Here is a 26,070-nt window from a genome sequence, read left to right as displayed (position 1 = left end):
CCGGCCATCGGATGACCGCCGATAAAGTATGCATCACTCATGCGGACATGCTCAGCACAGGCTGCGATGGACGCCTTAGTGCTTCCTACATCCGTAATAATACATCCCTTTTTCAAGGGAAGTTTGGCCAATTGTCCAAAATAGGATTCGAGCAGCCCAACAGGTACGCACAAAAAAATAAAGTCGGCATCCTGTACCGCTTCCTCCAGAGAGAGCGTAGCATCATCCACTACACCACTCGCTATGTACTTGTCCTTCAGTTCAGGCAGGTGGGCATAGCCCATCACCGTTACACCAGGCTTGCCCTTGAAGCAAAGCGCCAGTGAACCGCCGATGAGCCCTACACCGATCATTGCAATTTTTAGTTTCATGGGTCCTCACTCTTTTCATCGCCAGATTTAAGGGCGTGCTACCGCCTTCTCAGCCAGCGTGTTCTCCAGTGCCGTGACAAACGCACGGTTCTGTTCTGATGTTCCGACGGACACACGAATGTATGTTGGATATACATGGAATCCAGGACGAACAATAATGCCTTGTTTCAATAGTGACTGGAACGCCGTTGCAGAAGGCATGTCCAGATCAACCATGATGAAGTTACCCTGCGAAGGGAAAAACGGCAGTGCTAACCGTGTGAATTCATTTTGCAAATACTCTCGTTCTACTGCATTACGCTCCGCACATTCTTGGACAAAAGCCTGATCCTCAAGTGCAGCCTTCGCCGCAGCCTGACCGAAACGTGAAGTGTTAAACGGCTCACGTACACGGTTAATGAGATCAATCACTTCCGGGCGGGCAATACCGTATCCAATACGCAATGAAGCCAGTCCATAGATTTTGGAGAATGTCCGCAAAATGACCAGGTTAGGATAACGCTCAATCATAGGGACACTTTGTGGGTAGGCTTCATCCGTTACAAATTCATAATAGGCTTCATCCAGCACAACCATGACATGAGAAGGTACACGATCCATAAAAGCCGTCAATTCCTGCTCAGAGATGATTGTACCCGTTGGGTTATTGGGGTTACACACCCAGACCGCCTTAGTCTTATCATTAATTTGCGCCATCATGGAAGTCAGGTCATGAGTTCCATCTTTAAGTGGCACTTCAATGCTGACAGCACCTTCGATGTCAGCGTTACTTTTGTATACAGAGAACGTCTGGTCGGCCATGATGTTCTCGTCTCCCGGGAGGAAGAATGCACGAGTGATCAACGCAATGATCTCATCCGATCCACAACCAAAAATCAGATTACTCGGTTCCACACTGAGATGATTCGCCAGCACTTCAGTCAGTTCGGTGGAACTGCCATCCGGATATATGCTTACATTGACCAATTCTCTGGTGATCGCTTCAAGTGCAGCAGGGGAACTTCCATATGGATTTTCGTTGGAGGCCAGCTTAATCACTTGCTCCAAACCCAGTTCACGTTTCACTTCTTCAATCGGTTTGCCCGGCTTATATACAGGCAGATTGACAATCTGGGACTTTGGTTTCAACCCGACCGCCTCCTGTTATTAAAATAGTTATGGACATGCCTCAGTATGAACTAAGCATGTCCCGGGGATGTAACATCATATAATCCCTATCCTTTTAATTGTGCCACAAAGTTGCGAATTTGCAACAGACCTGCCTGACGAGTATCCGGGTTTCCAAGAAGAGGAATGGCTTCTTCCACCTGACGAACGATAGCACTGCCTACAACAACACCGTCACAGATCCGAGAGAATCGCGCTACCTGCTCGTGACTGGAAATGCCGAAGCCAACAGCGACCGGAAGATCTGTCAGACTCTTTACAGTTTCAATGAAGCTCTCTACCCCATCGAAAAAGGAAGCTCTCTCTCCCGTAACACCTAGAGAAGAGACACAATAAATGAAACCACGTGCTCCCGTGACAATACGCTCGATCCGGGCGTTGGAGGTAGGAGCAACAAGCGGAACCAAGTGCACACCTGCTGCATCCGCACGGCGACGCATATCCTCTGCCTCCTCGATCGGAAGATCCGGGATGATCATGCCGCTGATCTCATGTTTGACCAACTCGTCAAAAAATACATCCAGTCCTGTCTGCAACACCGGATTATAGTAGGTGAACAGTACAAAAGGCAGTTTCACACCCGCAGCACGTGCTCTCGCTGCGGTCTCCATACAAGTCCGAATGGTGATCTGACTTTTCAATGCACGCTCGGAAGCACGCTGGATTACCGGTCCATCCGCAAGCGGATCAGAATAGGGAACACCCAGTTCCAAAATGTCTGCCCCCGCCTGTTCCAATTCCTTAATGATTTCCACCGTGGTATCCACATCCGGATCTCCAACCGTAAGGAATGGAATAAGTGCTGTCCGGTTCTGTTCTTTCAGTTGCTGGAAGGTCTGGTCCATCAGGTTCATGCCAAATCCCCTCCTGTATATTTCATAATCGATTCAACGTCTTTGTCACCACGACCGGAAAGACAGATCACAACGATATTATCAGCGCTAAGTTCAGGAGCGAGCTTGACAACCTGCGCAACAGCATGGGCTGACTCCAAAGCGGGGATAATGCCTTCTGTTCGGCTCAGCAACTGCAGGGCATCCAATGCTTCCTGATCCGTGATCGGGACGTATTTTGCCCGTTCAATATCTTTGAGATAAGAATGCTCAGGACCAACACCCGGATAATCAAGTCCCGCCGAAATGGAATGTGCTGGCTGAACCTGTCCATATTCATCTTGCAGTAGATAACTCATCGAACCCTGGAATACACCATGTGTCCCTTTACTCATCGTAGCGGCATGGAACTCGGTGTCCACGCCTTTACCTGCTGCTTCAACACCAACAAGCTTCACATCCTGATCGCCAATAAACGGATAGAACATGCCGATTGCATTACTTCCGCCGCCTACAGCTGCAACAATCACATCCGGCAGCCGTCCTTCAATCTCCTGAATCTGGCGCCGTGTCTCATCACCGATCACTCGCTGGAAGTTACGTACCATCATTGGGTACGGATGAGGACCTACTACCGATCCAAGCACGTAAAAGGTATCCTCCACATGACTAACCCAGTAGCGAAGTGCCTCGTTACCTGCATCTTTCAATGTCCGTGTTCCAGATGTCACCGGAATGACTTCTGCTCCTAGCAGCTTCATCCGAAATACGTTCAATTGTTGGCGCTGTGTATCTTCTTCGCCCATAAACACTTTGCATTCAAGACCCAGCAAAGCAGCGACTGTTGCTGTAGCAACGCCATGCTGTCCTGCACCCGTTTCGGCAATGACTTTCTTTTTCCCCATCCGTTTAGCCAGCAATCCCTGACCAATAGCGTTATTGATCTTGTGCGCTCCTGTATGGTTCAGGTCTTCACGTTTGAGATAAATTTTGGGTCCACCCAAGCGGCGGGACAGTTGCTCTGCATGGTATAGAGGCGTTTCCCGTCCAGAATACTCGCTTAGCAGATAATTCAGTTCCTTGTTGAATTCCTCGTCTTCGGAGAAGTGGCTGTACGCTTCCTCCAGTTCGATCAGAGCGTTCATTAGTGTCTCAGGTACAAAGCGGCCTCCGAAGGGACCGAAACGCCCGTGTTGATCCGGCAATTGATGTGTCATGCCTGCTTCACCCTTTCTACAAATGCTGTTATTTTCGCAATATCCTTCACACCTTCGGACTCTACGCCGCTGGATACATCGACGCCGTTCGGTGCATATTTCTGTATCAGTTGTTGCACATTATCCGGCTGTAATCCTCCTGCCACGAACAACGCGATTCCATGCTCTCTTGCCCAATCGGCATAGAAAGGAATTCGTTCCCATGCAAAGGTTTTACCGGAGCCCCCTCCATAGAGCGGGTCAAACGTATCGAGCAATACGGCGTCCACCACATTTTTATATGGATCAAGTGCCAATAAGGCAGTATCGTCAGCTAATGAACCTACTTCATCCTTGGGAAAAGAGAAGGCCTTGAACACTTCGGTATCGAAGCGTTGCTTCACCTGTTCACAAAATTCCGGCGATTCCTGCCCATGCAGCTGAATGACATCCAGGCGTGAAATCTTCATGATGCTTTCCAGCTCTTCGAGCGTGGGATTCACGAAAACACCCGCCAGCTTCGGCTGATCGAACTTCGTCCAGTCTAAGAGAACCGTTCTTAGCTCGGCACCCTGTTCAGGCGTAATACGACGACGGGATGGGGCAAAGACAATACCAATGTAATCCACAGGCAAGTTTATCATCGATTTTAGCACTTCAACGTCCTGAAGTCCACATATTTTTACAGCCGCTGCCGGCCGGTTTGGCAGATCTACCTCTCTGCTGCTTGTGCCGTCATGATTGAATGCATTCATGCTTTTGGACCCATCAGTTCATATACCGCAGCCTCAACATCGTCCTTGCGCATCAGATGCTCCCCAACAAGAATACCGTGCACACCTGCTTCAATAAGAGATTCCAATGGCTCAGGACCGTCAATTCCACTTTCGCTGATTAATGTCACACCATCCGGAATCAAGTCCATCAAATCCAACGTAGTGTTCAGACTGGTTTCGAACGTTTTCAGATTGCGGTTGTTGATGCCCACAAGTGTTGCCTGCGGAATATCGAGTACTTGCTCCAGTTCAGCACGGTCATGGACTTCAATTAATGCATCAAGGCCCAGACTTTTGGCAAACGTCAGATATTGACGCATCTGTTCGGGTGTCAGAATGCTCGCTATCAGCAAAACGGCATCCGCGCCAAGCAGTCTTGCCTCAGCAATCTGTCGTTCATCTATAATAAAATCCTTACGCAGTAGCGGTATGTTTACAGCTTGATGAATGGCCTGCAAGTATTCGCTATTTCCCTGGAAATAAGAAACGTCAGTCAATACCGATATACAATCCGCTCCAGCCCGTTCGTATGCGGAAGCAATCTCTACCGGATGGAAATCAGGACGAATCAGTCCTTTGGACGGAGATGCCTTCTTCACTTCGGCAATCAGACCCAGCTTACGGTTACTTCTCTCTGATAAAGCACGCTCGAATCCACGCGTATGGGGTAATGCCTCTATCTTTTTCAGCGCATCGTCCATCTGAAATGTTTGTGCGAGAACTTCAACTTCTTTATGTTTGGTTGCTACGATTCGATCAAGATACATGACTGTACGCCTCCGTTGTATGAATTAACTGTTCCAACTTCCCGGCAGCCTTGCCAGAGTCTACAGCTTCTGTTGCCATCAACACACCTTCTGCAATGGTATTCGCTAGACCGGATACATAGATGCATGCCCCGGCATTCAACAGAACGACATCGCGGTATGCGCTCCGTTCTCCCTGAAAGATCCTTTTAATAATTTCGGCATTCTGAGCCGCATCTCCTCCAAGAACCGATTCCAGCGGATGTAACGATAATCCCATATCACGTGGATCAATGTCATACGTATGCACTTCACTATTACGCAGCTCGGATACCTGGGTTGGTGCGGAGATGCTGATTTCATCCAGTCCATCATGACTGGCTACCACCAAGGCTCTTTTCAGCCCCAGACGATTCAGCACTTCAGCAATCATCGGTGTCCGGCTGCGGTCATATAAACCAAGCAATTGTCGATCCGCTCCCGCAGGATTGGTTAGAGGTCCAAGCATGTTAAAAATCGTACGCACACCCAGCTCTTTTCTTGGTGCAGCTGCATGTTTCATGGAAGGGTGGTACACCTGTGCAAAACAGAAACAGATTCCGATCTCATCGAGACATTGTCTCGCCTGCTCTCCGTCCAGATGAATATTCACGCCCAATGCTTCAAGTACATCCGCACTGCCCGCCTTACCTGAGGCAGAGCGATTACCATGCTTCGCCACCCGGACAGACACTGCAGAAGCAATGATGGCCGATGCCGTTGAAATGTTGAACTTATGAATACCTGAACCCCCTGTTCCACAGGTGTCCAGCAGTCCATTGCCGTCGGTCAGAATCCTTCCGCCCTGTCCACGCATGGCTTCGGCAAACCCCGTGATTTCATCCACCGTTTCCCCCTTCATCCGCAAGCCCATAAGCAAACCTCCGATTTGAGCCGGAGTGGCTTCACCTCTCATGATGGAGTACATCAAGTCGCGTGCTTCCGCCTGCTCCAGATGGCTGCCCTCCAAAATTTTGGCAAGGCCGTTCTTCATCCCCTCCGCATCACTAACTTTAGTTACGGACCGCTCGGATTCTTCATTCATGACAGGGTTTATATTCATTTCCGGTCTCTCCTCTCTCAGTTTTTTACAGCCGTGGCTGGGGTAACAAAATAATCGGCGTTGGCAAGTTTCAAGGTATGTTCCTTCTCTTTGGCAGGAAACATCGCTTCTGCTGTACGAATCGCCTTCAGCAACGCTTTGGCCTTATTTACGGTTTCTTCATATTCATTCTCAGGCACCGAATCCCATACGATTCCGGCTCCGGCCTGCACATATGCTTTTCCTTTTTTGAAAATGATCGTTCGGATCGTAATACAGGAGTCCATGTTTCCTGAGAAACCAAGATAACCGATAGCACCTGCATAAGCACCCCGTGCTTCTTTTTCCAGTTCCGCGATAATCTCCATTGCACGCAGCTTTGGCGCACCGGATACCGTACCCGCTGGCAAGCATGAAAGAAATGCATCAAAGAAATCCTTATCTTCTCTAAGCTCACCTGTAACGTTGGACACCATGTGCATGACGTGGGAATATCGTTCAATCTCCATGAACATGTCACATTTCACACTTCCGAAGTTAGATACGCGGCCCAGATCATTACGACCCAGATCGACAAGCATCAGATGTTCTGCACGTTCCTTCTCATCCTGCAATAGATCTGCGGCCAAGGCACGATCTTCTGCTTCCGTAGCTCCTCTTGGGCGAGTCCCCGCAATTGGTCGTGTCTCTACGCGGTTTCCATCCACTTTTACCAACGCTTCCGGTGATGTCCCCACAATAATTTCATCGTCCATCTTCAAATAATACATATAGGGTGATGGATTCAACGTCCGAAGCACGCGATATACATGCAGTGGAGAAACTTCGGTATCAATATGGAAACGTTGGGATAATACGACTTGAAAAATATCTCCTGCCTGAATGTACTCTTTGGCCTGCTCTACATTCCCGATAAACTGTTCCTTCGTCAGGTTGGATCGAATATCCCCCAGTTCCACATCTCCTGGAATGGAACGCGGGTTCAGGTTCTCTCCAGGTCCTTGCTGCTGCAAGCGTTCAGCGGCCTGTTCCAGCTTCTCAGAAGATAAAGCATAAGCTTGGCGGATATCATCATCCGTTGCACCGTCTTTCACGTGCACATTGCCCACGAGCAGCATCTGCTGCTTTACATGGTCAAACACGATAATCTGGTCACAGAACATGAAGCGAATATCATCCATTTTCAGATCATCCAGCGCGTGGGCTGGAAGCTTCTCATAATATTGCAGCAGATCGTATCCAAAGAAACCAATAGCCCCGCCTGTAAATGGCGGCAGTTCATCATCTTTTGGGCTCCGATACTTACGGAGCAGCGCTTTGAGTTCTTCAATCGGTTTGCCTGGCAGTTCTCGAGTCTGCCCTGCTTCTTCTACCACAATCCGGCCTTTTTTGGCCGAGATCATCAGGAACGGATTTGTACCGATGAAGGAATATCTCGCCCATTGAATTCCACCCTCCACACTTTCCAGCAGAAATGCCCGGTCGTTGTCAGCATAACGGCGGAAAATCCGAATTGGGGTCTCCATGTCTGCCAGAATCCGTTTGACTACCGGAATCAGATTATATTCATTCGACATTTTCAGTACTTGATTAACGTTTGGCGTTATCATTAGATCACGTCCTTTCAGATTAGGTAGAAGAAAAAGTAATATATACAACAAAAAAACCTCTACCATCAGGTAGAGGTTTGGTTATAAGCTGTTTCAACAGGTTGGTGCTTCATAAATAACAAGTCCCTATACATGCATCCTTACCGAATTATCATACAGGCTGTTGTATGGATGTTTCATACATCCATCAAATACAGAGGAAATGTATCGGCATACACGATCTCATCCATAGCATTCATTCTTTAATGAAATACAAGAGGACATCATTCGTATTATACCTAAACAAAACGATGTCGCTAGACACGTTTGCTTTCCTTCATCCTGTTTCAAATAATTCCGTAGCACGACGTACCGCGAATCAGTTGACCGGCTTCTGTTGCTCCGGTTACCACCCGCTGGACTCTGCTATATACTCCACTCAGCTCAGCTGCTCTCAGCTCAATCTCTACTCTACTCAACTGGTTCTCACTATACATCATTCCGAATGATTTGACAACCACTCTAATGTTACGAATTGGAAGGTGCCGCCAAATCGGGACGCAGAGACTGTGCACCGTTAAGGTACACATGGTTGATTTCATTCTGACCTTTTGCAGTGTTAACATGTACCATAAAACGGATGCATTGTGGCAAGGCACCTGCAACCGGAACTTCCAGCGCACACATCAAGGGTACAAGCTCCCAGCCATCCAACTGGCGAATTGCCTTTGCTGGGAAAGCTGCATCCAGATCTCCAGTCATCGTAATCCACACACTGCAAATATCTTCGGGTGTGATTTCGTTACGATCCACGATTTCCTGCAATAGTACAGCCGTTTCTTTCAAAATATGCTCTTCGTTGTTATGCGTGACCGTTGTGGCCCCGCGAATTCCCCGAGTAACCATCGCTTTTATTCTCCCTTCTTGAGCAATTCAATGACTTCGCGCACTGCCGTTATCGGTACATCCTTCACAATTCTGGCAGCGCCGATCCGGTCTGGAATAATGAAGACCATATGGCCCTCACGGAACTTTTTGTCGTGCATCATGGCATCCATTAATGCATCCGTATCCAGATGTTTTGGCATCGTTACCGGGAGACGCAGTGAACGCAGCATGCGAACCGTATCGTCATAGAGTCCTGCTGGGGCCCCCAACTTCTCGCCTAGCAATGCCGAGCCCGCCATACCAATTGAGATGGCTTCACCATGCAGAAATTCGCCGTAACCGGCAATCGCTTCAATGGCATGACCAATCGTATGACCCAGGTTTAACAATGCACGTTCTCCATTTTCGCGTTCGTCTCGTGATACAATCTCTGCCTTGATCCCACAACCTCGTTCCAAGCCATACCCCAGAGCCTCCGGATCAAGAGCAAGCAGTTCATCCGCATGCTCCTCACACCAGTATGCAAAAGCTTCGTCCCGAATCAGACCGTGCTTCAGCATCTCTGACAAACCAGCTGAGACATCGCGGGGCGGCAAGGTTTGAAGCGTATCGACATCATAGAGCACCAACTCTGGCTGATGGAATGCACCGATCATATTTTTAGCCAGAGGATGATTGACAGCTACCTTGCCGCCAACACTGCTGTCATGCGCCAGGATCGTGGTAGGCACTTGTACAAATTTGATTCCACGCATATATGTAGCAGCAACAAAACCAGCCAGATCCCCCACTACACCGCCGCCTAGAGCAACAATAGCCGAACTGCGATCTAGTTTGCCTTCGATGGCAGCAGTCATCATATCCTGATATACCGAAAGGGATTTCGATGTTTCACCAGATGGAACAACTGCGGAGACGACTGTAAAACCAGCCGCACGCAGCGTTTGTTCCAGATCGGACAAGTATTTGGATGCCACATGCTCATCGGTAATAATGAGTAGTGGGCTTTTTTTGGTTAAGCCATATTGCTCAAAGTATTGAGGCGCTTGAGCCAACAGGCCGCTGCCAATAAGAATTGGATAAGAGCGCTCCTCCAACCGCACTGTCAGCTGGCGCATCTTAGTAATTCTCCAGTTGATTATTATAGTTAGCAAAGTTAGCGCGGATTTCCTCCATGGAGTCTCCGCCAAATTTCTCAAGGAATGCTTTTGCAATTTCCCAAGCTACCACATGCTCCATAACAACACTAGCTGCCGGAACAGCACATGCATCAGAACGCTCGACCTGAGCTGTAAATGCTTCTTTGGTATCGATATCCACACTTTGAAGCGGTTTGTACAACGTAGGAATAGGTTTCATAACCCCACGTACCACTACCGGCATGCCGTTTGTCATTCCACCCTCGAATCCACCAAGACGATTGGTCGCCCGGTGGTAACCACGCTCTTCACTATGCACGATCTCATCATGCACCTGAGAGCCACGAATCGTTCCGGCTTCGAAGCCGATACCAATTTCCACACCCTTGAATGCGTTAATGGACATGACACCCTGTGCGATTCGTGCATCCAGTTTGCGGTCATACTGTACGTGGCTACCAAGACCCACAGGCACACCTTCAACAATGCATTCCACGATTCCACCGATGGAGTCGCCTTCCTGCTTGATCTGGTCGATGTAGGCTTCCATCTTCTTCTCGGTTTCTGTATCGGTCACACGTACGGAGGAGGCTTCTGTCACTTCGATCAGTTCATCGATCGGCAGATCTTGATAAGGAGCTTCAATTTCTCCGATACGCAACACACGTCCAGCTACTTTGATTCCGAATTCAGCGAGGAATTGACGTGCAATAGCACCACATGCTACACGCACCGTAGTCTCACGGGCACTGGAACGCTCCAGTACATTACGTAAATCTTTCAGGTTATATTTGAGCCCGCCATTCAGATCGGCATGTCCCGGACGCGGACGATGAACGCGGCGTTTCTCTTCATCACTGCCTTCAATCGGCTCAATATTCATAATATTCTGCCAGTGTTTCCAGTCATTATTTTGAACAACCAACGCTACGGGAGCACCTGTTGTATATCCGTGACGGATACCACCAACGAAATTGGCCTGATCCTTCTCAATTTGCATGCGACGTCCACGGCCATATCCCTTCTGGCGGCGGTGAAGCTGAAAATTCAGCTCTTCAAAGTCAATATTCAGATTGCTTGGCAATCCTTCAATAATTGCGGTTAATTGGGGTCCGTGCGTCTCCCCTGCGGTTAAATAGCGTAAACTCATAATACGTTCCCCCTTTAAACTGTTAAACTTCACATTGCTAAAATCCCATAATTTCTTTGCTTATTATAGTATAGCTGACCGGCTTTGACAAGAAAGCCGGTCGTTTCTTGTCCTAAAATGGATTGGGCTCGATTAGGAATTGATTGAGATTCCGGCGTGTCTGAGAAATATCCTTTCATCCATTATGAAAATAACCGCCTGGACACATGTAGATGTGCTCACCAGACGGTTATGAAATCAATTGAAATTATTTTTTGCGATAAAAGAATGTTTCCGCTGTCTCAAGACTATATTGTCCCGGGGAAAAAATCTGTTCCGTACTGCCCACGAACAATATACCGCCTGGACGCAAACTTGTTGCAAACTTGTGATACAACAGGTTTTTGGCTTCCTCGGTAAAATAGATCATGACATTTCGGCACACAATCAGATCATACCCTTCGTCAAAACGATCCAACAACAGATTTTGCTTCATGAACTTGACCGAACTTTTCAATTGTTCATCAATACGGTACACCAAGCCATCCTGCTTGAAGTAACGATTAGCCGTTTCCTTTGGTACATCTTTGAGCGAGCGTTCCATATAACGCCCTTCTTTGGCTTTGGCGAGAGCACCTTCATCCAAGTCACTTGCGGTAATGGAGCTTCCCTTAAGAATGCCCATCGTGTCCAGAATCATCGCCAAAGTGTAAGGTTCTTCACCTGTGGAACAAGCGGCACTCCACACTTTAACGCCACGTTTTGAACCCAGCAACTCAGGCAGGATTTCATCCCGCAGTACTTCCCAGCGATTAGGGTTACGCCAAAATTCCGAGACGTTAATGGTCATGCGATCCAGAAACTCATAAAACAAAGACTTTTCCTTTTGCATGGCATCAAAAAAGTTAGAAAACGTATGAAATCCGTTTTTGTTACGAAGTGTGGTCAGCCTTCTTTTCATCTGGCCTTCCTTGTATTGAGCAAGATCAATGCCTGTGCTCTCTTTGATTTTCCGAATAAATCCGGCGTAATCCGGGTCTAGTAGTTGTTCCTGCTCCAGCATCGTATCACCCTTCTGGCTAAAAAATTACAACCAGGCTGCGATGCTCTTGTCGTACGTTACCAGCTCATCCGGAGCAAAGAAGTTCGCTGCTTCACGAGTGGCGCTTTCCGGTGAATCCGCCCCATGAATCAGATTATGCGGTGTGTGGCTGGCGAAATCTCCTCGAATGGTACCCGGAGCCGCTTCCTTCACATTGGTTTTCCCGATTACGATGCGCGCAAGCGCCACGACGTCGTCACCTTCCCAAACCATAGCAAATACAGGTCCAGATGTGATAAAACGAACCAGATCATCGAAGAACGGTTTCCCCTCATGTTCAGCATAATGGCGTTTGGCCTGATCTTCAGACATCTGCACCAGCTTGCCTGCCACCAACTTAAATCCTTTGTCTTCCAGACGGCTAACGATACGCCCTATCAAACCACGCTGCACACCATCCGGCTTCACCATCAAAAATGTACGATCCATCGGCTCACTCCTCACTCACGGTTCAAAGTTATTTCATTATGTAAACGCAATCCCTTTGATTGTAACATACATGTCCAAATCCTCCCAATGAGGAAAATCACATGAACGTTATTTTTTGAGTGAGAACAGATACACGAGAAACTGCATTCATGAAAGATGCGCGTCCATAGCAGAGTAATGCCCAAACATATTAATGCGTACGTTTGACCACAAAATGAGCGATATCACGCAAGTTTTTGGTGGTCTTGATGTTAGGCAGTTGATCCAGAGCATCGAGCGCTTTCTTCATATATCGGTCAGCCAGGGCTTCTGCTTTAGCAATTCCTTGACTTTGGCGAATCATTCCAATGGCATCTGATGCACTGGCCCGTCCCTCCTCGTGCTGGACGCGGGTTATCTCCTCCAGCAAAGGTTCACGCAAATTGGGCTCCTGCAATGCATACAGTACAGGCAGCGTAATATTCCCCTGCTTCATATCACTGCCTGGAGGCTTGCCCAGTTGTTTCTCGGTTCCAACCAGATCAAGTACATCGTCCTGGATCTGGAACGCCATACCCACGTTGTAACCGTAGGTGTACAGCAACGAGGATACATGTTCCGGCGCACGAGTAGCAAGCGCTCCCAGCTGACAGCTGACAGCAATAAGAAGCGCCGTCTTGCGACGAATTCGCAAGAGATAGTTACGTACACTTTGTCCCGTATTGAAAAAGTCCCGAATTTGCTCCATTTCACCAATGGACATCTGCACCATCGCTTTGGCCAGAATACGGTGTATCGCCGGATCAGATAGACCCGCAGTCATCTCAAGCGCCTTGCCGTAAATGTAATCTCCGGTGTACATCGCAATCCGATTATCCCATTTGGACTTCACCGTTGGTTTACCTCTCCGTGTCGCGGCATTGTCAATAACATCATCGTGAACCAGAGAAGCGGAATGGATCAGCTCCAACGGAACCGCTACCAGCTTCAAACGTTCAATATCGTATGTACCAAATTTCCCACCAAGTAACACAAATACCGGCCGCAACCGCTTACCTCCTGCCTTGAGCAGGTGAAGTGACGTTTCGCTCAGCAGCTTCTGTTCTCCCTGAACACTGCGATAGAGCTCTTTTTCAATGTAGTCCATATCTTTTTTTAACAACCCGAAAATATCCAATAGTTTCATTCGTTCACCCGTGTCAGCGTATTGTCAGTCCATAAATCCATGCTTACCTTCCCCTCCAGCAAGTCGGGCCTGCAGGCATAACGAAAAACCAGGGCTTGCCTTTCCTGCTTGTGTTCTTCTAAGACGTACTACTCTTCTTCGAATGTCAAGGCCGACATCCGGGAATTAAACTCTGCGACTTGTTCTGAAACATAATTACAGAAGCTGCCGGAGCATGGGTCAAGGCTGTGGTCACATCCAATCATCACCATCAGCGCTCACCAATACCCCGGGATTCGGGGGTGGCCAAGAAATCCCTACACTTTATCAGTAGATTAATGTGTAAGGAACTCCACCTATCCCCGTTCATCCGGTTCTCCCCATCTTGTAAACAGTTGATGAGGAATGCGCAAGCTATCGAGCACTTTACCCACCAGGAATAGAATCAACTCGTCCATCGTCTGGGGTTTGTAATAAAAAGCAGGCATGGCCGGTATCATTCGGACACCGAGCCTGGAGAGCTTCAGCATGTTTTCCAGATGGATTGCATGCAGTGGCGTCTCACGCGGCACCAGAATCAGTGTTCTTCCCTCTTTCATCATGACATCGGCAGCTCGGGACATCAGATTGTCCGACGACCCTTGTGAAATGGATGAAAGAGTACCCATGGAGCAAGGCATGATAATCATGCCTTCTGCCAGGAAAGAACCACTTGCGATGGAGGCACCAATATCACTAACGGGATGATAGATCAGGGAACCCGCACGGCCGCCAAATTTTTCTTCCAGCACACCGTCCCGATTCGTAACATCCCAGTCCATTTCTTCTTTCAATACACGCCAACCCGCATTGGATATCACCAGATGCACGGTGTATTCAAGATCAAGCAGCGTTTCAATTAATCTGATGCCATATATACTTCCACTGGCTCCGGTAATTCCGACAACAAGTCGTTTATTGTCCGGCTGCTGCATCTTTATTTCACCGCCAGATCAATTAGGGTAAATGTAAATACAACCACACTCAACACACTGTTCATCGTAAAGAATGCTGTTTGAACACGGCTCATGTCATTTGGCGATACGATATAGTGCTCATAGAATAGAATACCATAAGTAATCAGCATTCCGGCACCGTACCACCAGCTCAAATCAGTCATCAATAGCAATGCAAGAAAACCAATGGCCGTAATCAAATGGAAAAACTTGGCGATACCCAAGGATTTAGTAAGACCGAAACGGGAAGGTATGGAATGAAGCCCTTCTTCCTGATCGAACTCCAGATCCTGACATGCATAGATGATATCAAACCCTGCAGTCCAGAATACAATCGTAACGTACAGCACAATCGCTGTCCAATCCATCGTACCTGTAACTGCTACCCAGCCCCCAAGTGGAGCCAGACCAAGGGTCATGCCAAGAACTACGTGGCACAGCCATGTGAATCGTTTGGTGTAAGAATACAATACCAGCATAAATACAGCTATCGGTAACAGCTGCATGGATAACACATTAAGGTTAGATGAGGCCCAGAATAACAATGCAAATGATACCACGATAAAAATAACTACCTCACCGTTTTTTAACAAACCGGCAGGGATAGCTCTCATTGCAGTACGTGGGTTTTTCTTGTCAATCGCTTGGTCAATTATGCGGTTCAAGCCGAATGCCGCACTCCGTGCACCAATCATGGCGAGTAATACCCACATAATCTGCATCCAGGTAGGGAATGTATCTTTCACTAGCATGGAACCGAGGATGGCTCCCATAAATGCAAAAGGTAAAGCGAAAAGCGTGTGTTCAATTTTAATCATTTCTAAAAAGATGCGAATTTTCCTAAACATGCTGATTCTCCTTGGTTCCAATATGCAGTGCCGCGACGCCTCCGGTTAGAGGGTAGGCCTGCACTTGCTGCAATCCAGTTTCAGCGAAAATGTCGGCCAGTTCCTTCCTTCCTGGAAAAAGTGCAAGTGAGTCCGGCAGCCATTTATACTGCTCATAACGTTTGGCAAACAATTTGGCAAGATTGGGTAATACTTGTTCAAAATAAAAATAATAAATACCTTTAAACGGCTGCCATGTTGGCTTGGATAATTCCAGACACACCACCATGCCACCAGGTTTCACTACACGCTTCATCTCCGACAGAACCTGTCTGAGATCCGGTACATTGCGCAGTCCAAATCCGATCGTCACATAATCGAATGAATTGTCTTCAAAGGGAAGCGACATCGCATTGCCCTGTACCAACGTAATTTGTTTTTGCCGATTTACAGCGTCAACTTTGGTTTGTCCAACCTCCAACATGTTGCTGCTGAAATCAAGTCCATGCATGTGACCTGTTTCACTTGCTTCAGCCATCGCGAGCGTCCAGTCACATGTGCCGCAGCACAAATCGAGACCGGTATCGCCTTTGGACATATTCATCTTCTTCATGGTAAATTTACGCCAAGCCTTGTGCCTGCGGAAACTCAGAATATCATTCATGACGTCATATTTACCGGCTATACTCTGAAAAACAGAATGGACAAATTCTTCTTTAGGTTTGGTCTCTCCGCTCCCCATTCGTCTGTCTCCCCCTCAATCTTCCCTTACTGCCGCATGTGAAGGCTGCAAATATGTCAGGTAAGGCTCCAGGATTGCATTGATCTCATGCAGGCCCAGTTGATCTTCCTCGTCTTGCAGCAACAGTTGTATACGGTGTGTACACTCACGAAGCTTGTCCAGCAAAAAATCGCCGATCCGATACTTCAGCACCATACCACTCCATGCTCTTGTATCCGGCTCCGGCTGACGCAGTATATTCCGCTCGTCGTCATTGCCATACTCGTAAATATGCCAGAAAGCATAACTGTGATAAAAGTACTGCTCGTCATTCATCCGCTGCAGCTCTTCCATAATTGCCTCGCAATAGCTAAATTCGACCAACAGGTCGTTCCATAGCGATGCTTCGTTATCGCGGATCATGCCTGTAAAAGAAAGAAACAGCTGCATCTTCAGCTGTACTGTTTCACGCAAGTATTCTTCAGCCGAAACGAGAAGCTTTTTCATCCGTTCATACAGCGTCATCTTACGTGCATTCACTTTGGATACAGCACTACTAAGTTTACCGATCATTTCAATTTTGCCAGCATGGGCAAGCAACTGATAGAAACGGCTACTGAAATAATCTCCGGCAAGCACGTTCAGCTGGCGTGAACGCATCTCCAATTCTCTACGCTCTCCGGATATCGTATCGATTCGATCATGCGTATCCATGGCCAACTGAACGAGCGAGGTGGCGAGAGCGTATAGCTCATCATGCACCTTTTCGTCTGTGCGGCCCACAAATACCTGCAGCAGACGAGCCCGGCTATCCGGAAATGAAGGGATTTCAGTATGTTGTCGAATCATGTCGTAATCCGTATATTTCTTTGCTAGTTGGGGTACGCGATATGAATTCATTCTCAGCCTCCGAGCCTTTGCATTGTTAAACCATTTCTGCACTACAATCTTATATATTATAGCATATGTTTATCGGGCACGCACTGAATCCTGGTATTCTATTACCCCTGACTTGACATTTCGAATTGCTTCTTCCAAAGTTCGGTCTCCATCATGTGAAACCAGTCCTTCAATTCGTCCGAGAGGACCGGACTGTTCCAGTCTCGAAGCGTTTCGATCGCATACATCGGCCATTCCCCACGCCGAAAATCGGCAGCGAGCAACAAATGTCTTTTGTGAAGCCATTCATCTTCTGCCATAACACGCAGCATCACCTGTTCCACGTTTTCCAGACTTCGAAAGCCTAGATCTGCCACAGCAGCCATATTACCATAGATTTCAGTGTAACTTGTGCTGGTTCCGGTAACCTTTAGATCAAGCGTCAAAATGGATTGTTTCCACTCCACCCTGGCAATGGGTGTCGATAATTTCATGGTGCTCAGCACGTCCACCAGATTGTCTTCTGTTAGCTGGACGGGATGCTGCGACGCAGAAACGGGTTGTACGTTTTCACCGCCCCAGGTACGTATATGTAAGGTTTGTATGGCAACAAGCAGAAGGACCGCCGCAACCGTTGCCAGCAGTGAAGCAGTCACGATCATCCGCGGTTTCATAAATGCCTCCCTGCCCTTACCTGTTAGTGTAGTCTGTCCGGTAAAGGCTCATACCTCATTGTACAATGAAAAAAAGCAGGCTATGCCTGCAAATTTCATTATTCCGACTGAATCTGTCCATGCTTTGTGATCAGCGTGGCTTTTCCACGGATTTTAATGGCGGAAGTATGATTGGTAAATTGGGCAAACATGACTTCTCCCTTATCCAGCTTCTCCGTATGGTGGAAGCGGGTATCCTGACCACGGGTTAAGCCGATCACCTGAACACCGTTTTCCTCCGCCTTAATGACGATATAATCACTGCCGGTTGGATGATCCATCACGCACATCCCCTCTCCTTGTTCAATAGCGTTAATGATGATAAAGATTGTTTCATTTGTCAACCAGCCCCTATGTGAAATGGAGCGCAATAATCTGTTACACCCAGGTCATACTACAAGTTATCCAGCCACAGAAAGGAGAGTCTCTATGAAGTATATTCCCGCAGAACTGACAGACGAGCATATTCACCAGTTAAAAGAAACCGAACAGCATCTGTCTGCAGCCGCTGGAGAAGAACTCATTCTGATTGCCTATGCGCAGGAACCCGATGAGCCGGAGTCGCTAGACCGATGAAGAGAAATGATTAAAGGACAAAAGAAAAGGCCGTGAACAAGTCACGGTCTTTTTGTCGACATATGGAATATGTAGAAATCTTATTTAATTCCGTCTTTGAGCGCTTTACCTGGTTTGAATGCAGGAATTTTGCTCGCAGGAATTTCGATTTCTTCACCTGTTTGCGGGTTGCGTCCTTTACGTGCAGAGCGCTCGCGAACTTCGAAGTTCCCAAAACCAACCAATTGTACTTTGTCTCCGCTTTGAAGAGCCTCAGAGATTGCTTCGAATACGGCATCAACCGCTTTCGTTACATCCTTTTTGGACAATTCAGTCGCTTCAGACACGTGTGTAATCAAGTCTGATTTGTTCATTTGTTTTTCACCTCCTGAATCAATGTCCTGAATGTTATACTGTGTTTCCGTTTTATAGCGAAATATACGTTCATACACAAAAAATCTACGTACATCTTGAGCGTGATGAACACAAATCTCGGCCTGCGGTCAACAGTCATCTCCGGCAGAATGTCGCCTGAAACAAAGGTTGTTTCAGACGCCGAACAAATTTTATACTAATACAGACAGCACACAATTTCAAGTCCGGTTGCGGTTTAACACGTAAAATGTCACAGCCAAGGCAAGCACTAGCACTCCACCTTTTACAATATCATGCGTGAAATATTGAACATTCATCATGGTCAAACCGTTCACCAGTACACCTATCAGAACGGAGCCAATGAATGTTCCAATTACGTTCGGCTTGCCTGCACCAAATACGGAGAAGCCGACAAAAACAGCAGCTACGGATTCCATTAACAACGGAGAACCGGCATCGATTTGTCCTGAACCTACTTTGGATGCATAGATAATACCGCCGATTGCAGCAAACACTCCAGCTGCTACATAGGCGAGTGTACGCACCTTTTTCACCTTGATCCCGGATAGACGTGCCGCTTCCTCATTCCCCCCAGTAACGTACATCTGGCGCCCATACTTCGTATACGTCAAAAAGATATGCACACCGATAACGGCAATGAGCAGCAGAATAACCGAAATCGGCATTCCAAGCCATTTTCCCTGCCCTAGTTGCAGGAATGTAGGGTCCATCTCTCCGGCAGCCTTGCTTCCGTCAGGAAATTGCATATGGTTGTAGATCGTGTAGCCTTGAGCATACGTTTTGTGAATTCCACCAATGATGTACATCGTGGCAAGTGTAGCCAGCAGATCTGGGATACGGAGTTTCACGATCAGTAAGGCATTAAGCCAACCAATTACAGCCCCAATGATCAGAGGGACAATAATGACAACCGCCAGCGGCTGCTGGTACCAAATCATTAATGAAGCGGTAACGACAGTCGTTAGCGAGACAGTTGCACCCACCGAGAGGTCAAATCCATCTACAATGAGAGATAAGGTAACACCAATCGCCACAAATGTCACGATAGAGATTGAACCCAAAATATCGGTCAAGTTACTGTACGTGAAGAAATAAGGCAATTTAATACCGAAAAATGCAATGACACCAATAATAACGATAATCGCGCCATAACGGAACGCAAAATCCAATGATTTATCCTTCATGCTTCCACCTCTTGTCCACCGCTTGCATAGTATAGCAGCTGTTCTTGGTTAGTCTCGCCCCGTTTGAATTCCTTTACGATCGTCCCTTCACACATGACTGTAATCCGATCACCAATACCCAATCCTTCATCCAGTTCACACGTGAAGTAGATAACAGCTTTACCAGCCAAAGCCAGTTCGTTAATGATACGAAAAATGTCACTTTTGGCGCCGATATCCACACCTTTTGTCGGCTCGTCAAATATAAAGACGTCTGCGTCCGCATTCAGCCATTTACCGATGGCCACCTTTTGCTGGTTGCCACCGCTTAAATACTTCACTTCCTGCCGCACTGACGATGTTTTGATACCAAGCTGCTGTACCAAAGATTCCGCATTCTCACGCTCGCGCTTTCGGCTTACAAAACCTAATTTGCTGAGACGTCCAAGCAAGGGAAGGCTCAAATTCCGTTCCACGTTTTCCTCAATCAGAATCCCCTGTTTGCGGCGTTCCTCAGGCACTGAGACAATGCCCAGAGCCGCAGCGTCAGCAGGTTGGGAAAGGTGAAGTTCACGATTGTTAAGCCGAATCTCCCCACTCTCCAGCCGATCAGCACCAATCAACAAGCGGGAACATTCCGTTTTCCCTGCACCTACAAGCCCTACCACAGCAAGCACTTCGCCTCGACGAACTGATAGGTCCACACCCTTAACCCGGACTCCACGCCGAAGTCCTCGCGCTTCCAGCAACACTTCTCCTACCGGTGCCTCTGTCTTGGGGAACTCTTCCTCAAACGGTTTTCCGAGCATCTGTGTCACCAGATCATTGATCGTAAGTTCCTGTGCCTCACCCGTAAACACATGTTGTCCATCTCTCATAACGGTAACGCGGTCACAGTGACTTGTAACTTCTGAAAGACGGTGAGTAATGAAAATACATGTCACACCACGCTCTTTCAACAAATGTACGATTCGGAAAAAAGCGTCCGTTTCTTCCTGACTCAGCGGCGCAGTCGGTTCGTCAAAAATAATGACCTTTGCATCCTGAATGAGGATACGTGCGAGCAGAATCATCTGCTTCTCCGCAAGTGTCAGGTCGGCTACTTTTTTGTGTACGGATATGCTCGCTCCTAACTGCTGCAAAGCTTCAGCCGCACGCTGTTGCAGTTTCCGCGGACTTTTCCACCAACCTCCGTCAGGCGATGCCAATTGATCCAGCATAATATTCTCGGCAGCTGTCAATTGGGGTACCAGTGCAGCATCCACCTCCTGGTATACACAGTGAATACCACTCGCTTTGGCATCGCCTGGTGAATTCAAATGAAGAGTTTGCCCACTTAACCGGATGGTGCCCTGATCCAGTTGATAGGCACCAGACAGAATTTTCATCAATGTGCTCTTGCCGGCACCATTCGCACCAAGCAGCGCATGAATTTCCCCACCTTTGACGGAGAACTCCACATTTTTCAGTGCGGGAATGCCTGCAAACTGCTTGTGGACATGTTCCATTTGAAGCAGAATCGGTGCAGTACTCATGACACAAACCTCCAATCGCTCCCCTCTGGGAGTATCACTATTCTCATGTCGTTTTATTTCATCATGGTCAGAAAAAACGCGCCTTGCGGCGCGCCTCGTTACGCTGCTTTATTTAGCAGTAACTCCGTATTCTGACATCCAATCCTTGATTCCCTGTGTACTTCCTCCCCAGCCCTCAACATACTCGGACAGCTCTGAAGTGGAGATTTGTTTGTCAGGCAGCGCATCACGCTGTACATACACCGGATTGAGGACCACTTGATCCTCGGTCTCATCCCCATTCAGCTTCTGGTACGCATAACGAACCTGAACACGCCCAATGTCTGTTGGATCAACTGCTGCGGAAGCTACCCAAGGGTTTTTCGGATCCTGTATCATCTGCAAATCTTCATCACTCATATCAATACCGTATACCTTGATCTCGTCACGTCCTGCTTGCTGAATCGCACGCGCTGCACCTTTGGCGAACTCATCCCATGCAGTCCATACCGCTGTGATTTCACCTTTGGGATATTGTTTCAGAATCGCTTCCATTTTGGCTTGTGTATCCAATGCCGGGTTCTGTGCTGAACCAAATGTTGCAATCTCCTTGATATCGGGGTTTTCTTTCAAGAACTCACCATAAGCAACCTGACGGCGTTCCATCGGAGCAAATCCGGCTACCCATACTTTTACGATGTTGCCTTGTCCGTTAATATCTTTTTTCATTTGCTCCAACGTAAGCTCAGCCATCTTCTGATCATCCTGGGACAACACTGTTGCTCCCGGAACGCTAATGTCTGCATCGAACACAACAACCGGAATGTTTTGTTTTACTGCTTTTTTCACGCCCGGCGCCAGCAAGGAATCCCCGTGATCCGTCAGAATGGCATCGAATTTCTGGTTAATTGCGCTATCGAGCAACGATACCATTTTGGCTTTATCATTATCGGCGACAAACGTAGTCAGTTCTCCACCGAATTTTTCAATTTCTTCTTTTACCCCTTGCACATATTGCTGTGAGAAAGTGCCTGTATTAAATTCCATAATTAGTGCAATTCGTTTTCCACTGAGTGGGCCTGTTACTACTTCAGTTTTGGGCTTGTCCTCTGCTGCGCCGGAAGCTGTAGTTGAAGCAGGTTCTTTTTTGATCCCGCAAGCGGACAACGCTAATGTAAATACGAGCAATACACTCAACCATACCCATTTTGTATCTTTCTTTTTCATCTCTGTCTCCCCCTGTTCACACTCTCTGTGATCTCGATCACAATCATTGAATATTAATATAACGGCTAATCCCAAGTATGTAAATGGGTTTTAGCAATTTAAAGCTAAAACTCGCTAAGTTTTTATGAATCATACAACTTCCCATCCATTTCATCCAGAATCAAGAAAAATGAAACAAGAAAAAGACCGTAAAGGGGGGCCTTTACGGTCTTTTGGCTTTACAGAATAATGGCGATCAATCCACCTGAACCTTCGTTAATGATACGTCCCAGCGTCTCTTGCAACTTGTATCGTGCGTTATCTGGCATCATCGCAATTTTACCCTGAATGCCTTCTCTCACGATGGAATGCAGTGAACGACCGAACATATCTGAATCCCATACCTTGATTGGATCGTTCTCGAAGTCCTGCATCAAGTACCTCACCAGTTCCTCACTCTGTTTTTCCGTTCCGATAATCGGTGCAAACTCCGATTCCACATCGACCCGGATCATGTGAATGGATGGTGCGGTTGCTTTCAGGCGGACGCCGAACTTGGTACCTTGCCGGATGAGTTCTGGTTCATCCAGTGCCATCTCGGCGAGGGATGGCGCTGCGATACCGTAGCCCGTCGTTTTGACCATCTCCAGCGCCTCAGCGAAGCGATCGTACTCCCTCTTCGCATGGGAGAATTCCTGCATCAATTGCAGCAGATGATCCTTGCCTCGAATTTCAATACCAACGACTTCCACGAGGATCTGATCGTATAATTCATCCGGAGCATACAGATCGATTTCTGCCACACCTTGCCCCATGTTCATGCCGCTCAGTCCCGCTCGATCGATGAATTCGTATTCCATGAACTGAGCAACAACCCGATCCACATCACGCAGCCTGCGAATATCCTTAACGGTGTCACGCACGGAATTTTCGTAGTTGCTGCGCAGCCAGTGGTTTTCATTCAGCACCATTACCCAGCTCGGCAGATTCACATTCACTTCATGTACAGGGAACTCATACAGCACTTCGCGAAGCACACCTGTCACATCATCTTCTGTCATTGTTGCTGCACTGAGGGTCATGACCGGAATGTCATACTTGGCAGCAAGCTCACTACGCAACTGGAGCGCTTCTTCACTGCGAGGGCGAGTCGAGTTGATCACCAACACAAATGGTTTACCCACTTCCTTCAGCTCTGCAATGACGCGTTCCTCTGATTCCACATAGGAGCTCCGGGCAATCTCCGCGATCGTGCCATCTGTTGTGACCACCACACCGAGTGTGGAATGCTCCTGAATGACCTTGCGCGTGCCAATTTCGGCAGCTTCCTGGAACGGAATCGGTTCTTCAAACCATGGAGTGGAGATCATACGTGGACCATTCTCATCCTCGTATCCCTTCGCTCCTTCCACCGCGTAACCTACACAATCCACAAGGCGCACATTGACATCAAGTCCCTCTGCGACCTTGATTTGAACCGCGTTATTCGGTACGAATTTCGGTTCCGTAGTCATAATCGTTTTGCCTGCTGCACTTTGTGGGAGTTCATCCACTGCCCGTGCGCGGTCTGCCTCATTTGTAATGTTCGGCAAGACGATTGTTTCCATGAAACGTTTGATAAATGTTGATTTCCCCGTCCGGACTGCGCCGACAACCCCGAGATAAATATCCCCTCCGGTCCGCTCGGCAATGTCCTTAAAAATGTCTACTTTCTCCAATGAAATCCCCTCCCTAAATTACTCCGAAGGAAAAATGCTAAAGAGCATCCGCTTCGTTTTTTCAATCAGAAGACTGAAATCCCTGCAACGGTAGAGCCGCCTTTGTGAGTGCCCGGAAGTCGTCCGCCGCCGAACGTTGCATTCTGATGAAACCGGCGAGAGCGGCGTTAACTCGTACATGCAATTGGACTAGTATCATCTTATGTATCCGTATGCAGCATTATGACGCGTATTTTTTGTTTTTTTCTCAAGGTAGTGACCTTAAGAGAATCGCCCCGCTCTCGGACTGCGCGTCTTTATTACAATCTACTTTATGAGCGCGCCGAAGCTTTTATGCCGGTTCGTTGACTTGGTTTTTCTTGGTACCGTTCAAGCTGTGCAGAAGGTATACTGTGAAAGTAAGGCATTTTTTAGCAGAGCAGAGATAACGAGCTGAGAAAGGTGAGATGAGCATGGCACAGATCAAAGTATATGGACTAGGTGTGCACCTGAACCCATTGAAAGAGCAGCTTTCACAAGTCATACACTCCGTTATGATGGATGTTGTAGGATTACCGGAGAACAAGAAGTTTCAACGTTACTTTCCCATGGACATGGATGATTTTCTTTTTCCCTCTGATCGTTCAGCAGGGTATACCATTATTGAAATCAGCATGTTCGAAGGCCGCACAGATCAAGTCAAGAAAGAGCTCATTCAGCAATTATTCACACGAATGAATGAACAGTTGAAATTGTCACCTAATGATGTGGAGATTACCCTATTTGAAACACCGCGCAGTCATTGGGGTATCCGGGGATTGCCCGGCGATGAACTTGACTTGAGTTATAAAGTCGAGGTCTGAACAAAGTAATCTGAATAAAGCTTATGGACCATATGATGTGAACTATAAACCAACATATAAGAAAGAGATATCCCATGATGCGGAATATCTCTTTTCTAATCTTAAGGACAATCATTGTATTGTGTAACACTCGAACGAATTAACGCTCATGATTACTTTCTTGCCACTGGGGTGTTATTCTGCCAGGTGTAGGCGACCGATTTTACAGGGACAAAGTAAGAATGCTCCAGCAAGAAATCACGCATATCTTCCACTTTCGTTGGAGGATTCTCTGACTTCTCTACAGCCTGCATAATGTCAAAGGCATAATCCACATAGACATTGCCCTCGTCATCCATCATGAAAGGCAGCTCCTGACCTGAATACACACTATTCAGTGTAACCGCAGGGGCACCAGCCTGTGCTGCCTGTTCCATATCCACAGCGTATAGGCCTGGATACAGTTCTTCCCCACGTGGCAATTGATTGTTATGTACGGATTTGTACTGATTGACCATTCGTTGAACATCATTTACTTGCTGCACGGTTTGAAGATCCATGACTTTGACAGTTGGCTTCACTTCTTCATCCTGAATGAGAAAGTAAGCGCTACCACCACTTTCAAACGCAGTGCCGGGTATTTCATCCAGATACCCCTGCTGTTTCAGCTTGGACAGATCGACTCTGAATTTTTCATATTTCGGTGTTTCCATATCTGCATTGACCATGGGCAAAATCCCCTGATCCTGTTGGAATGCTTCTACCGCAGTTTGAATACGGCTTACGCTTTCCCTATAAGCTATTTTGGGATCGGGATTACTCTGGGATTGATACATACACCCCGTTGCTGTAATAGCAAGCAACAGGAATAAGAGTAGACAGGACATCTTCTGCAAGTGACGCCTCTGCCCTCTTGGTTTCACGTTCTTCGTCATATTCTCGTTCATCCGTATCCTCCTTGAATCGTTCCAC

Annotated in this window: 29 protein-coding genes; 2 read left to right on the top strand and 27 right to left on the bottom strand. The window is 47.5% G+C overall.

Annotation, left to right across the window (positions count from 1 at the left end; genetic code table 11):
• The 21 genes from AMS66_RS33620 to mtrB all read right to left on the bottom strand — a co-directional run.
• Nucleotides 1-371, bottom strand: a 371-nt coding sequence (locus tag AMS66_RS33620; protein WP_236703317.1) for a prephenate dehydrogenase/arogenate dehydrogenase family protein, incomplete at its 3' end; no start/stop codon positions are given.
• A 27-nt stretch (nucleotides 372-398) separates the two neighbouring features.
• On the bottom strand, nucleotides 399-1,499 hold the full coding sequence (gene hisC, locus AMS66_RS10220) for a histidinol-phosphate transaminase (protein WP_053780697.1): 1,101 nt from the start codon (nucleotides 1,497-1,499) through the stop codon (nucleotides 399-401).
• A gap of 86 nt (nucleotides 1,500-1,585) precedes the next feature.
• Nucleotides 1,586-2,392 carry a tryptophan synthase subunit alpha gene (gene trpA, locus AMS66_RS10215; protein WP_053780696.1) on the bottom strand — a complete coding sequence of 269 codons (807 nt, stop codon included), beginning with the start codon at nucleotides 2,390-2,392 and terminating at the stop codon, nucleotides 1,586-1,588.
• Nucleotides 2,389-3,588 carry a tryptophan synthase subunit beta gene (gene trpB / locus AMS66_RS10210; RefSeq protein WP_053780695.1) on the bottom strand — a complete coding sequence of 400 codons (1,200 nt, stop codon included), beginning with the start codon at nucleotides 3,586-3,588 and terminating at the stop codon, nucleotides 2,389-2,391. The genes trpA and trpB overlap by 4 nt, the downstream gene beginning before the upstream one ends.
• Nucleotides 3,585-4,322 carry a phosphoribosylanthranilate isomerase gene (locus AMS66_RS10205; protein ID WP_082350644.1) on the bottom strand — a complete coding sequence of 246 codons (738 nt, stop codon included), beginning with the start codon at nucleotides 4,320-4,322 and terminating at the stop codon, nucleotides 3,585-3,587. The genes trpB and AMS66_RS10205 overlap by 4 nt, the downstream gene beginning before the upstream one ends.
• On the bottom strand, nucleotides 4,319-5,110 hold the full coding sequence (trpC, locus tag AMS66_RS10200) for an indole-3-glycerol phosphate synthase TrpC (RefSeq protein ID WP_053780694.1): 792 nt from the start codon (nucleotides 5,108-5,110) through the stop codon (nucleotides 4,319-4,321). Before trpC ends, AMS66_RS10205 begins: the two co-directional genes overlap by 4 nt.
• Nucleotides 5,100-6,122, bottom strand: a complete 1,023-nt coding sequence (gene trpD, locus AMS66_RS10195; protein WP_407944537.1) for an anthranilate phosphoribosyltransferase — start codon at nucleotides 6,120-6,122, stop codon at nucleotides 5,100-5,102. The genes trpC and trpD overlap by 11 nt, the downstream gene beginning before the upstream one ends.
• An 86-nt stretch (nucleotides 6,123-6,208) precedes the next feature.
• A complete protein-coding gene (gene trpE, locus AMS66_RS10190; RefSeq protein ID WP_053780693.1) occupies nucleotides 6,209-7,780 on the bottom strand; it encodes an anthranilate synthase component I in 1,572 nt (523 codons plus the stop codon).
• Between the two features lie 326 nt (nucleotides 7,781-8,106).
• Nucleotides 8,107-8,259, bottom strand: a complete 153-nt coding sequence (locus tag AMS66_RS33165) for a hypothetical protein (RefSeq protein WP_201782159.1) — start codon at nucleotides 8,257-8,259, stop codon at nucleotides 8,107-8,109.
• 28 nt (nucleotides 8,260-8,287) lie between these two features.
• Nucleotides 8,288-8,665: a chorismate mutase gene (gene aroH, locus AMS66_RS10185; protein WP_053780692.1), complete on the bottom strand. Its 378-nt coding sequence runs from the start codon at nucleotides 8,663-8,665 to the stop codon at nucleotides 8,288-8,290.
• A 5-nt stretch (nucleotides 8,666-8,670) separates the two neighbouring features.
• Nucleotides 8,671-9,765 (bottom strand): 3-dehydroquinate synthase, encoded by a 1,095-nt coding sequence (gene aroB, locus AMS66_RS10180; protein WP_053780691.1) that lies wholly within the window; start codon nucleotides 9,763-9,765, stop codon nucleotides 8,671-8,673.
• Between the two features lies 1 nt (nucleotide 9,766).
• Nucleotides 9,767-10,936 carry a chorismate synthase gene (aroC, locus tag AMS66_RS10175; protein WP_053780690.1) on the bottom strand — a complete coding sequence of 390 codons (1,170 nt, stop codon included), beginning with the start codon at nucleotides 10,934-10,936 and terminating at the stop codon, nucleotides 9,767-9,769.
• Nucleotides 10,937-11,183: 247 nt separating this feature from the next.
• Nucleotides 11,184-11,978: a CheR family methyltransferase gene (locus tag AMS66_RS10170; protein WP_053780689.1), complete on the bottom strand. Its 795-nt coding sequence runs from the start codon at nucleotides 11,976-11,978 to the stop codon at nucleotides 11,184-11,186.
• Between the two features lie 24 nt (nucleotides 11,979-12,002).
• A complete protein-coding gene (ndk, locus tag AMS66_RS10165) occupies nucleotides 12,003-12,446 on the bottom strand; it encodes a nucleoside-diphosphate kinase (protein WP_053780688.1) in 444 nt (147 codons plus the stop codon).
• 190 nt (nucleotides 12,447-12,636) lie between these two features.
• Nucleotides 12,637-13,611, bottom strand: a complete 975-nt coding sequence (locus tag AMS66_RS10160) for a polyprenyl synthetase family protein (RefSeq protein ID WP_053780687.1) — start codon at nucleotides 13,609-13,611, stop codon at nucleotides 12,637-12,639.
• A 335-nt stretch (nucleotides 13,612-13,946) separates the two neighbouring features.
• Complete coding sequence (locus AMS66_RS10155; RefSeq protein ID WP_053780686.1) at nucleotides 13,947-14,564, bottom strand: UbiX family flavin prenyltransferase; 618 nt, start codon at nucleotides 14,562-14,564, stop codon at nucleotides 13,947-13,949.
• A 2-nt stretch (nucleotides 14,565-14,566) separates the two neighbouring features.
• Nucleotides 14,567-15,433 (bottom strand): UbiA-like polyprenyltransferase, encoded by an 867-nt coding sequence (locus AMS66_RS10150; protein WP_053780685.1) that lies wholly within the window; start codon nucleotides 15,431-15,433, stop codon nucleotides 14,567-14,569.
• Complete coding sequence (locus AMS66_RS10145) at nucleotides 15,426-16,154, bottom strand: demethylmenaquinone methyltransferase (RefSeq protein WP_053780684.1); 729 nt, start codon at nucleotides 16,152-16,154, stop codon at nucleotides 15,426-15,428. Before AMS66_RS10145 ends, AMS66_RS10150 begins: the two co-directional genes overlap by 8 nt.
• 15 nt (nucleotides 16,155-16,169) lie before the next feature.
• A complete protein-coding gene (locus tag AMS66_RS10140) occupies nucleotides 16,170-17,033 on the bottom strand; it encodes a heptaprenyl diphosphate synthase component 1 (RefSeq protein WP_053780683.1) in 864 nt (287 codons plus the stop codon).
• Between the two features lie 101 nt (nucleotides 17,034-17,134).
• Nucleotides 17,135-17,686: a hypothetical protein gene (locus tag AMS66_RS10135; protein ID WP_053780682.1), complete on the bottom strand. Its 552-nt coding sequence runs from the start codon at nucleotides 17,684-17,686 to the stop codon at nucleotides 17,135-17,137.
• A gap of 98 nt (nucleotides 17,687-17,784) precedes the next feature.
• Entirely contained in the window at nucleotides 17,785-18,006 is a 222-nt protein-coding gene (gene mtrB, locus AMS66_RS10130; protein WP_024630669.1) for a trp RNA-binding attenuation protein MtrB, read from the bottom strand.
• A gap of 148 nt (nucleotides 18,007-18,154) precedes the next feature.
• Here mtrB and AMS66_RS32700 point away from each other — a divergent pair, with 148 nt between their 5' ends.
• Nucleotides 18,155-18,301, top strand: a complete 147-nt coding sequence (locus AMS66_RS32700; RefSeq protein WP_160319681.1) for a hypothetical protein — start codon at nucleotides 18,155-18,157, stop codon at nucleotides 18,299-18,301.
• A gap of 80 nt (nucleotides 18,302-18,381) precedes the next feature.
• Here AMS66_RS32700 and AMS66_RS10125 read toward each other — a convergent pair whose 3' ends face one another.
• The 5 genes from AMS66_RS10125 to spoIVA all read right to left on the bottom strand — a co-directional run bounded on the left by AMS66_RS10125 (nucleotide 18,382) and on the right by spoIVA (nucleotide 24,277).
• The gene (locus tag AMS66_RS10125; protein WP_024630670.1) at nucleotides 18,382-18,654 is read right to left on the bottom strand and encodes an HU family DNA-binding protein; all 273 of its coding nucleotides are present in this window, start codon (nucleotides 18,652-18,654) and stop codon (nucleotides 18,382-18,384) included.
• Between the two features lie 219 nt (nucleotides 18,655-18,873).
• Nucleotides 18,874-19,860 (bottom strand): ABC transporter permease, encoded by a 987-nt coding sequence (locus AMS66_RS10120; protein ID WP_024630671.1) that lies wholly within the window; start codon nucleotides 19,858-19,860, stop codon nucleotides 18,874-18,876.
• Nucleotides 19,857-21,374: a sugar ABC transporter ATP-binding protein gene (locus AMS66_RS10115; RefSeq protein ID WP_053780681.1), complete on the bottom strand. Its 1,518-nt coding sequence runs from the start codon at nucleotides 21,372-21,374 to the stop codon at nucleotides 19,857-19,859. Before AMS66_RS10115 ends, AMS66_RS10120 begins: the two co-directional genes overlap by 4 nt.
• A gap of 108 nt (nucleotides 21,375-21,482) precedes the next feature.
• Nucleotides 21,483-22,580 carry a sugar ABC transporter substrate-binding protein gene (locus AMS66_RS10110; RefSeq protein ID WP_053780680.1) on the bottom strand — a complete coding sequence of 366 codons (1,098 nt, stop codon included), beginning with the start codon at nucleotides 22,578-22,580 and terminating at the stop codon, nucleotides 21,483-21,485.
• 218 nt (nucleotides 22,581-22,798) lie between these two features.
• Nucleotides 22,799-24,277, bottom strand: a complete 1,479-nt coding sequence (gene spoIVA, locus AMS66_RS10105) for a stage IV sporulation protein A (protein ID WP_024630674.1) — start codon at nucleotides 24,275-24,277, stop codon at nucleotides 22,799-22,801.
• Between the two features lie 452 nt (nucleotides 24,278-24,729).
• Between spoIVA and AMS66_RS10100 the strand changes: the two genes are divergently transcribed.
• The gene (locus AMS66_RS10100) at nucleotides 24,730-25,119 is read left to right on the top strand and encodes a tautomerase family protein (protein ID WP_053780679.1); all 390 of its coding nucleotides are present in this window, start codon (nucleotides 24,730-24,732) and stop codon (nucleotides 25,117-25,119) included.
• 152 nt (nucleotides 25,120-25,271) lie between these two features.
• On the opposite strand, the gene AMS66_RS10095 is transcribed toward AMS66_RS10100, so the two are convergent.
• Entirely contained in the window at nucleotides 25,272-26,045 is a 774-nt protein-coding gene (locus AMS66_RS10095) for a hypothetical protein (RefSeq protein ID WP_082350643.1), read from the bottom strand.
• Nucleotides 26,046-26,070: the final 25 nt, after the last annotated feature.

Source organism: Paenibacillus xylanivorans (assembly GCF_001280595.1).
In the GTDB taxonomy this organism is placed as follows: domain Bacteria; phylum Bacillota; class Bacilli; order Paenibacillales; family Paenibacillaceae; genus Paenibacillus; species Paenibacillus xylanivorans.
The sequence above is the reverse complement of the archived record's forward strand: the minus strand, read 5'-3'. Positions and strand labels throughout refer to the sequence as shown.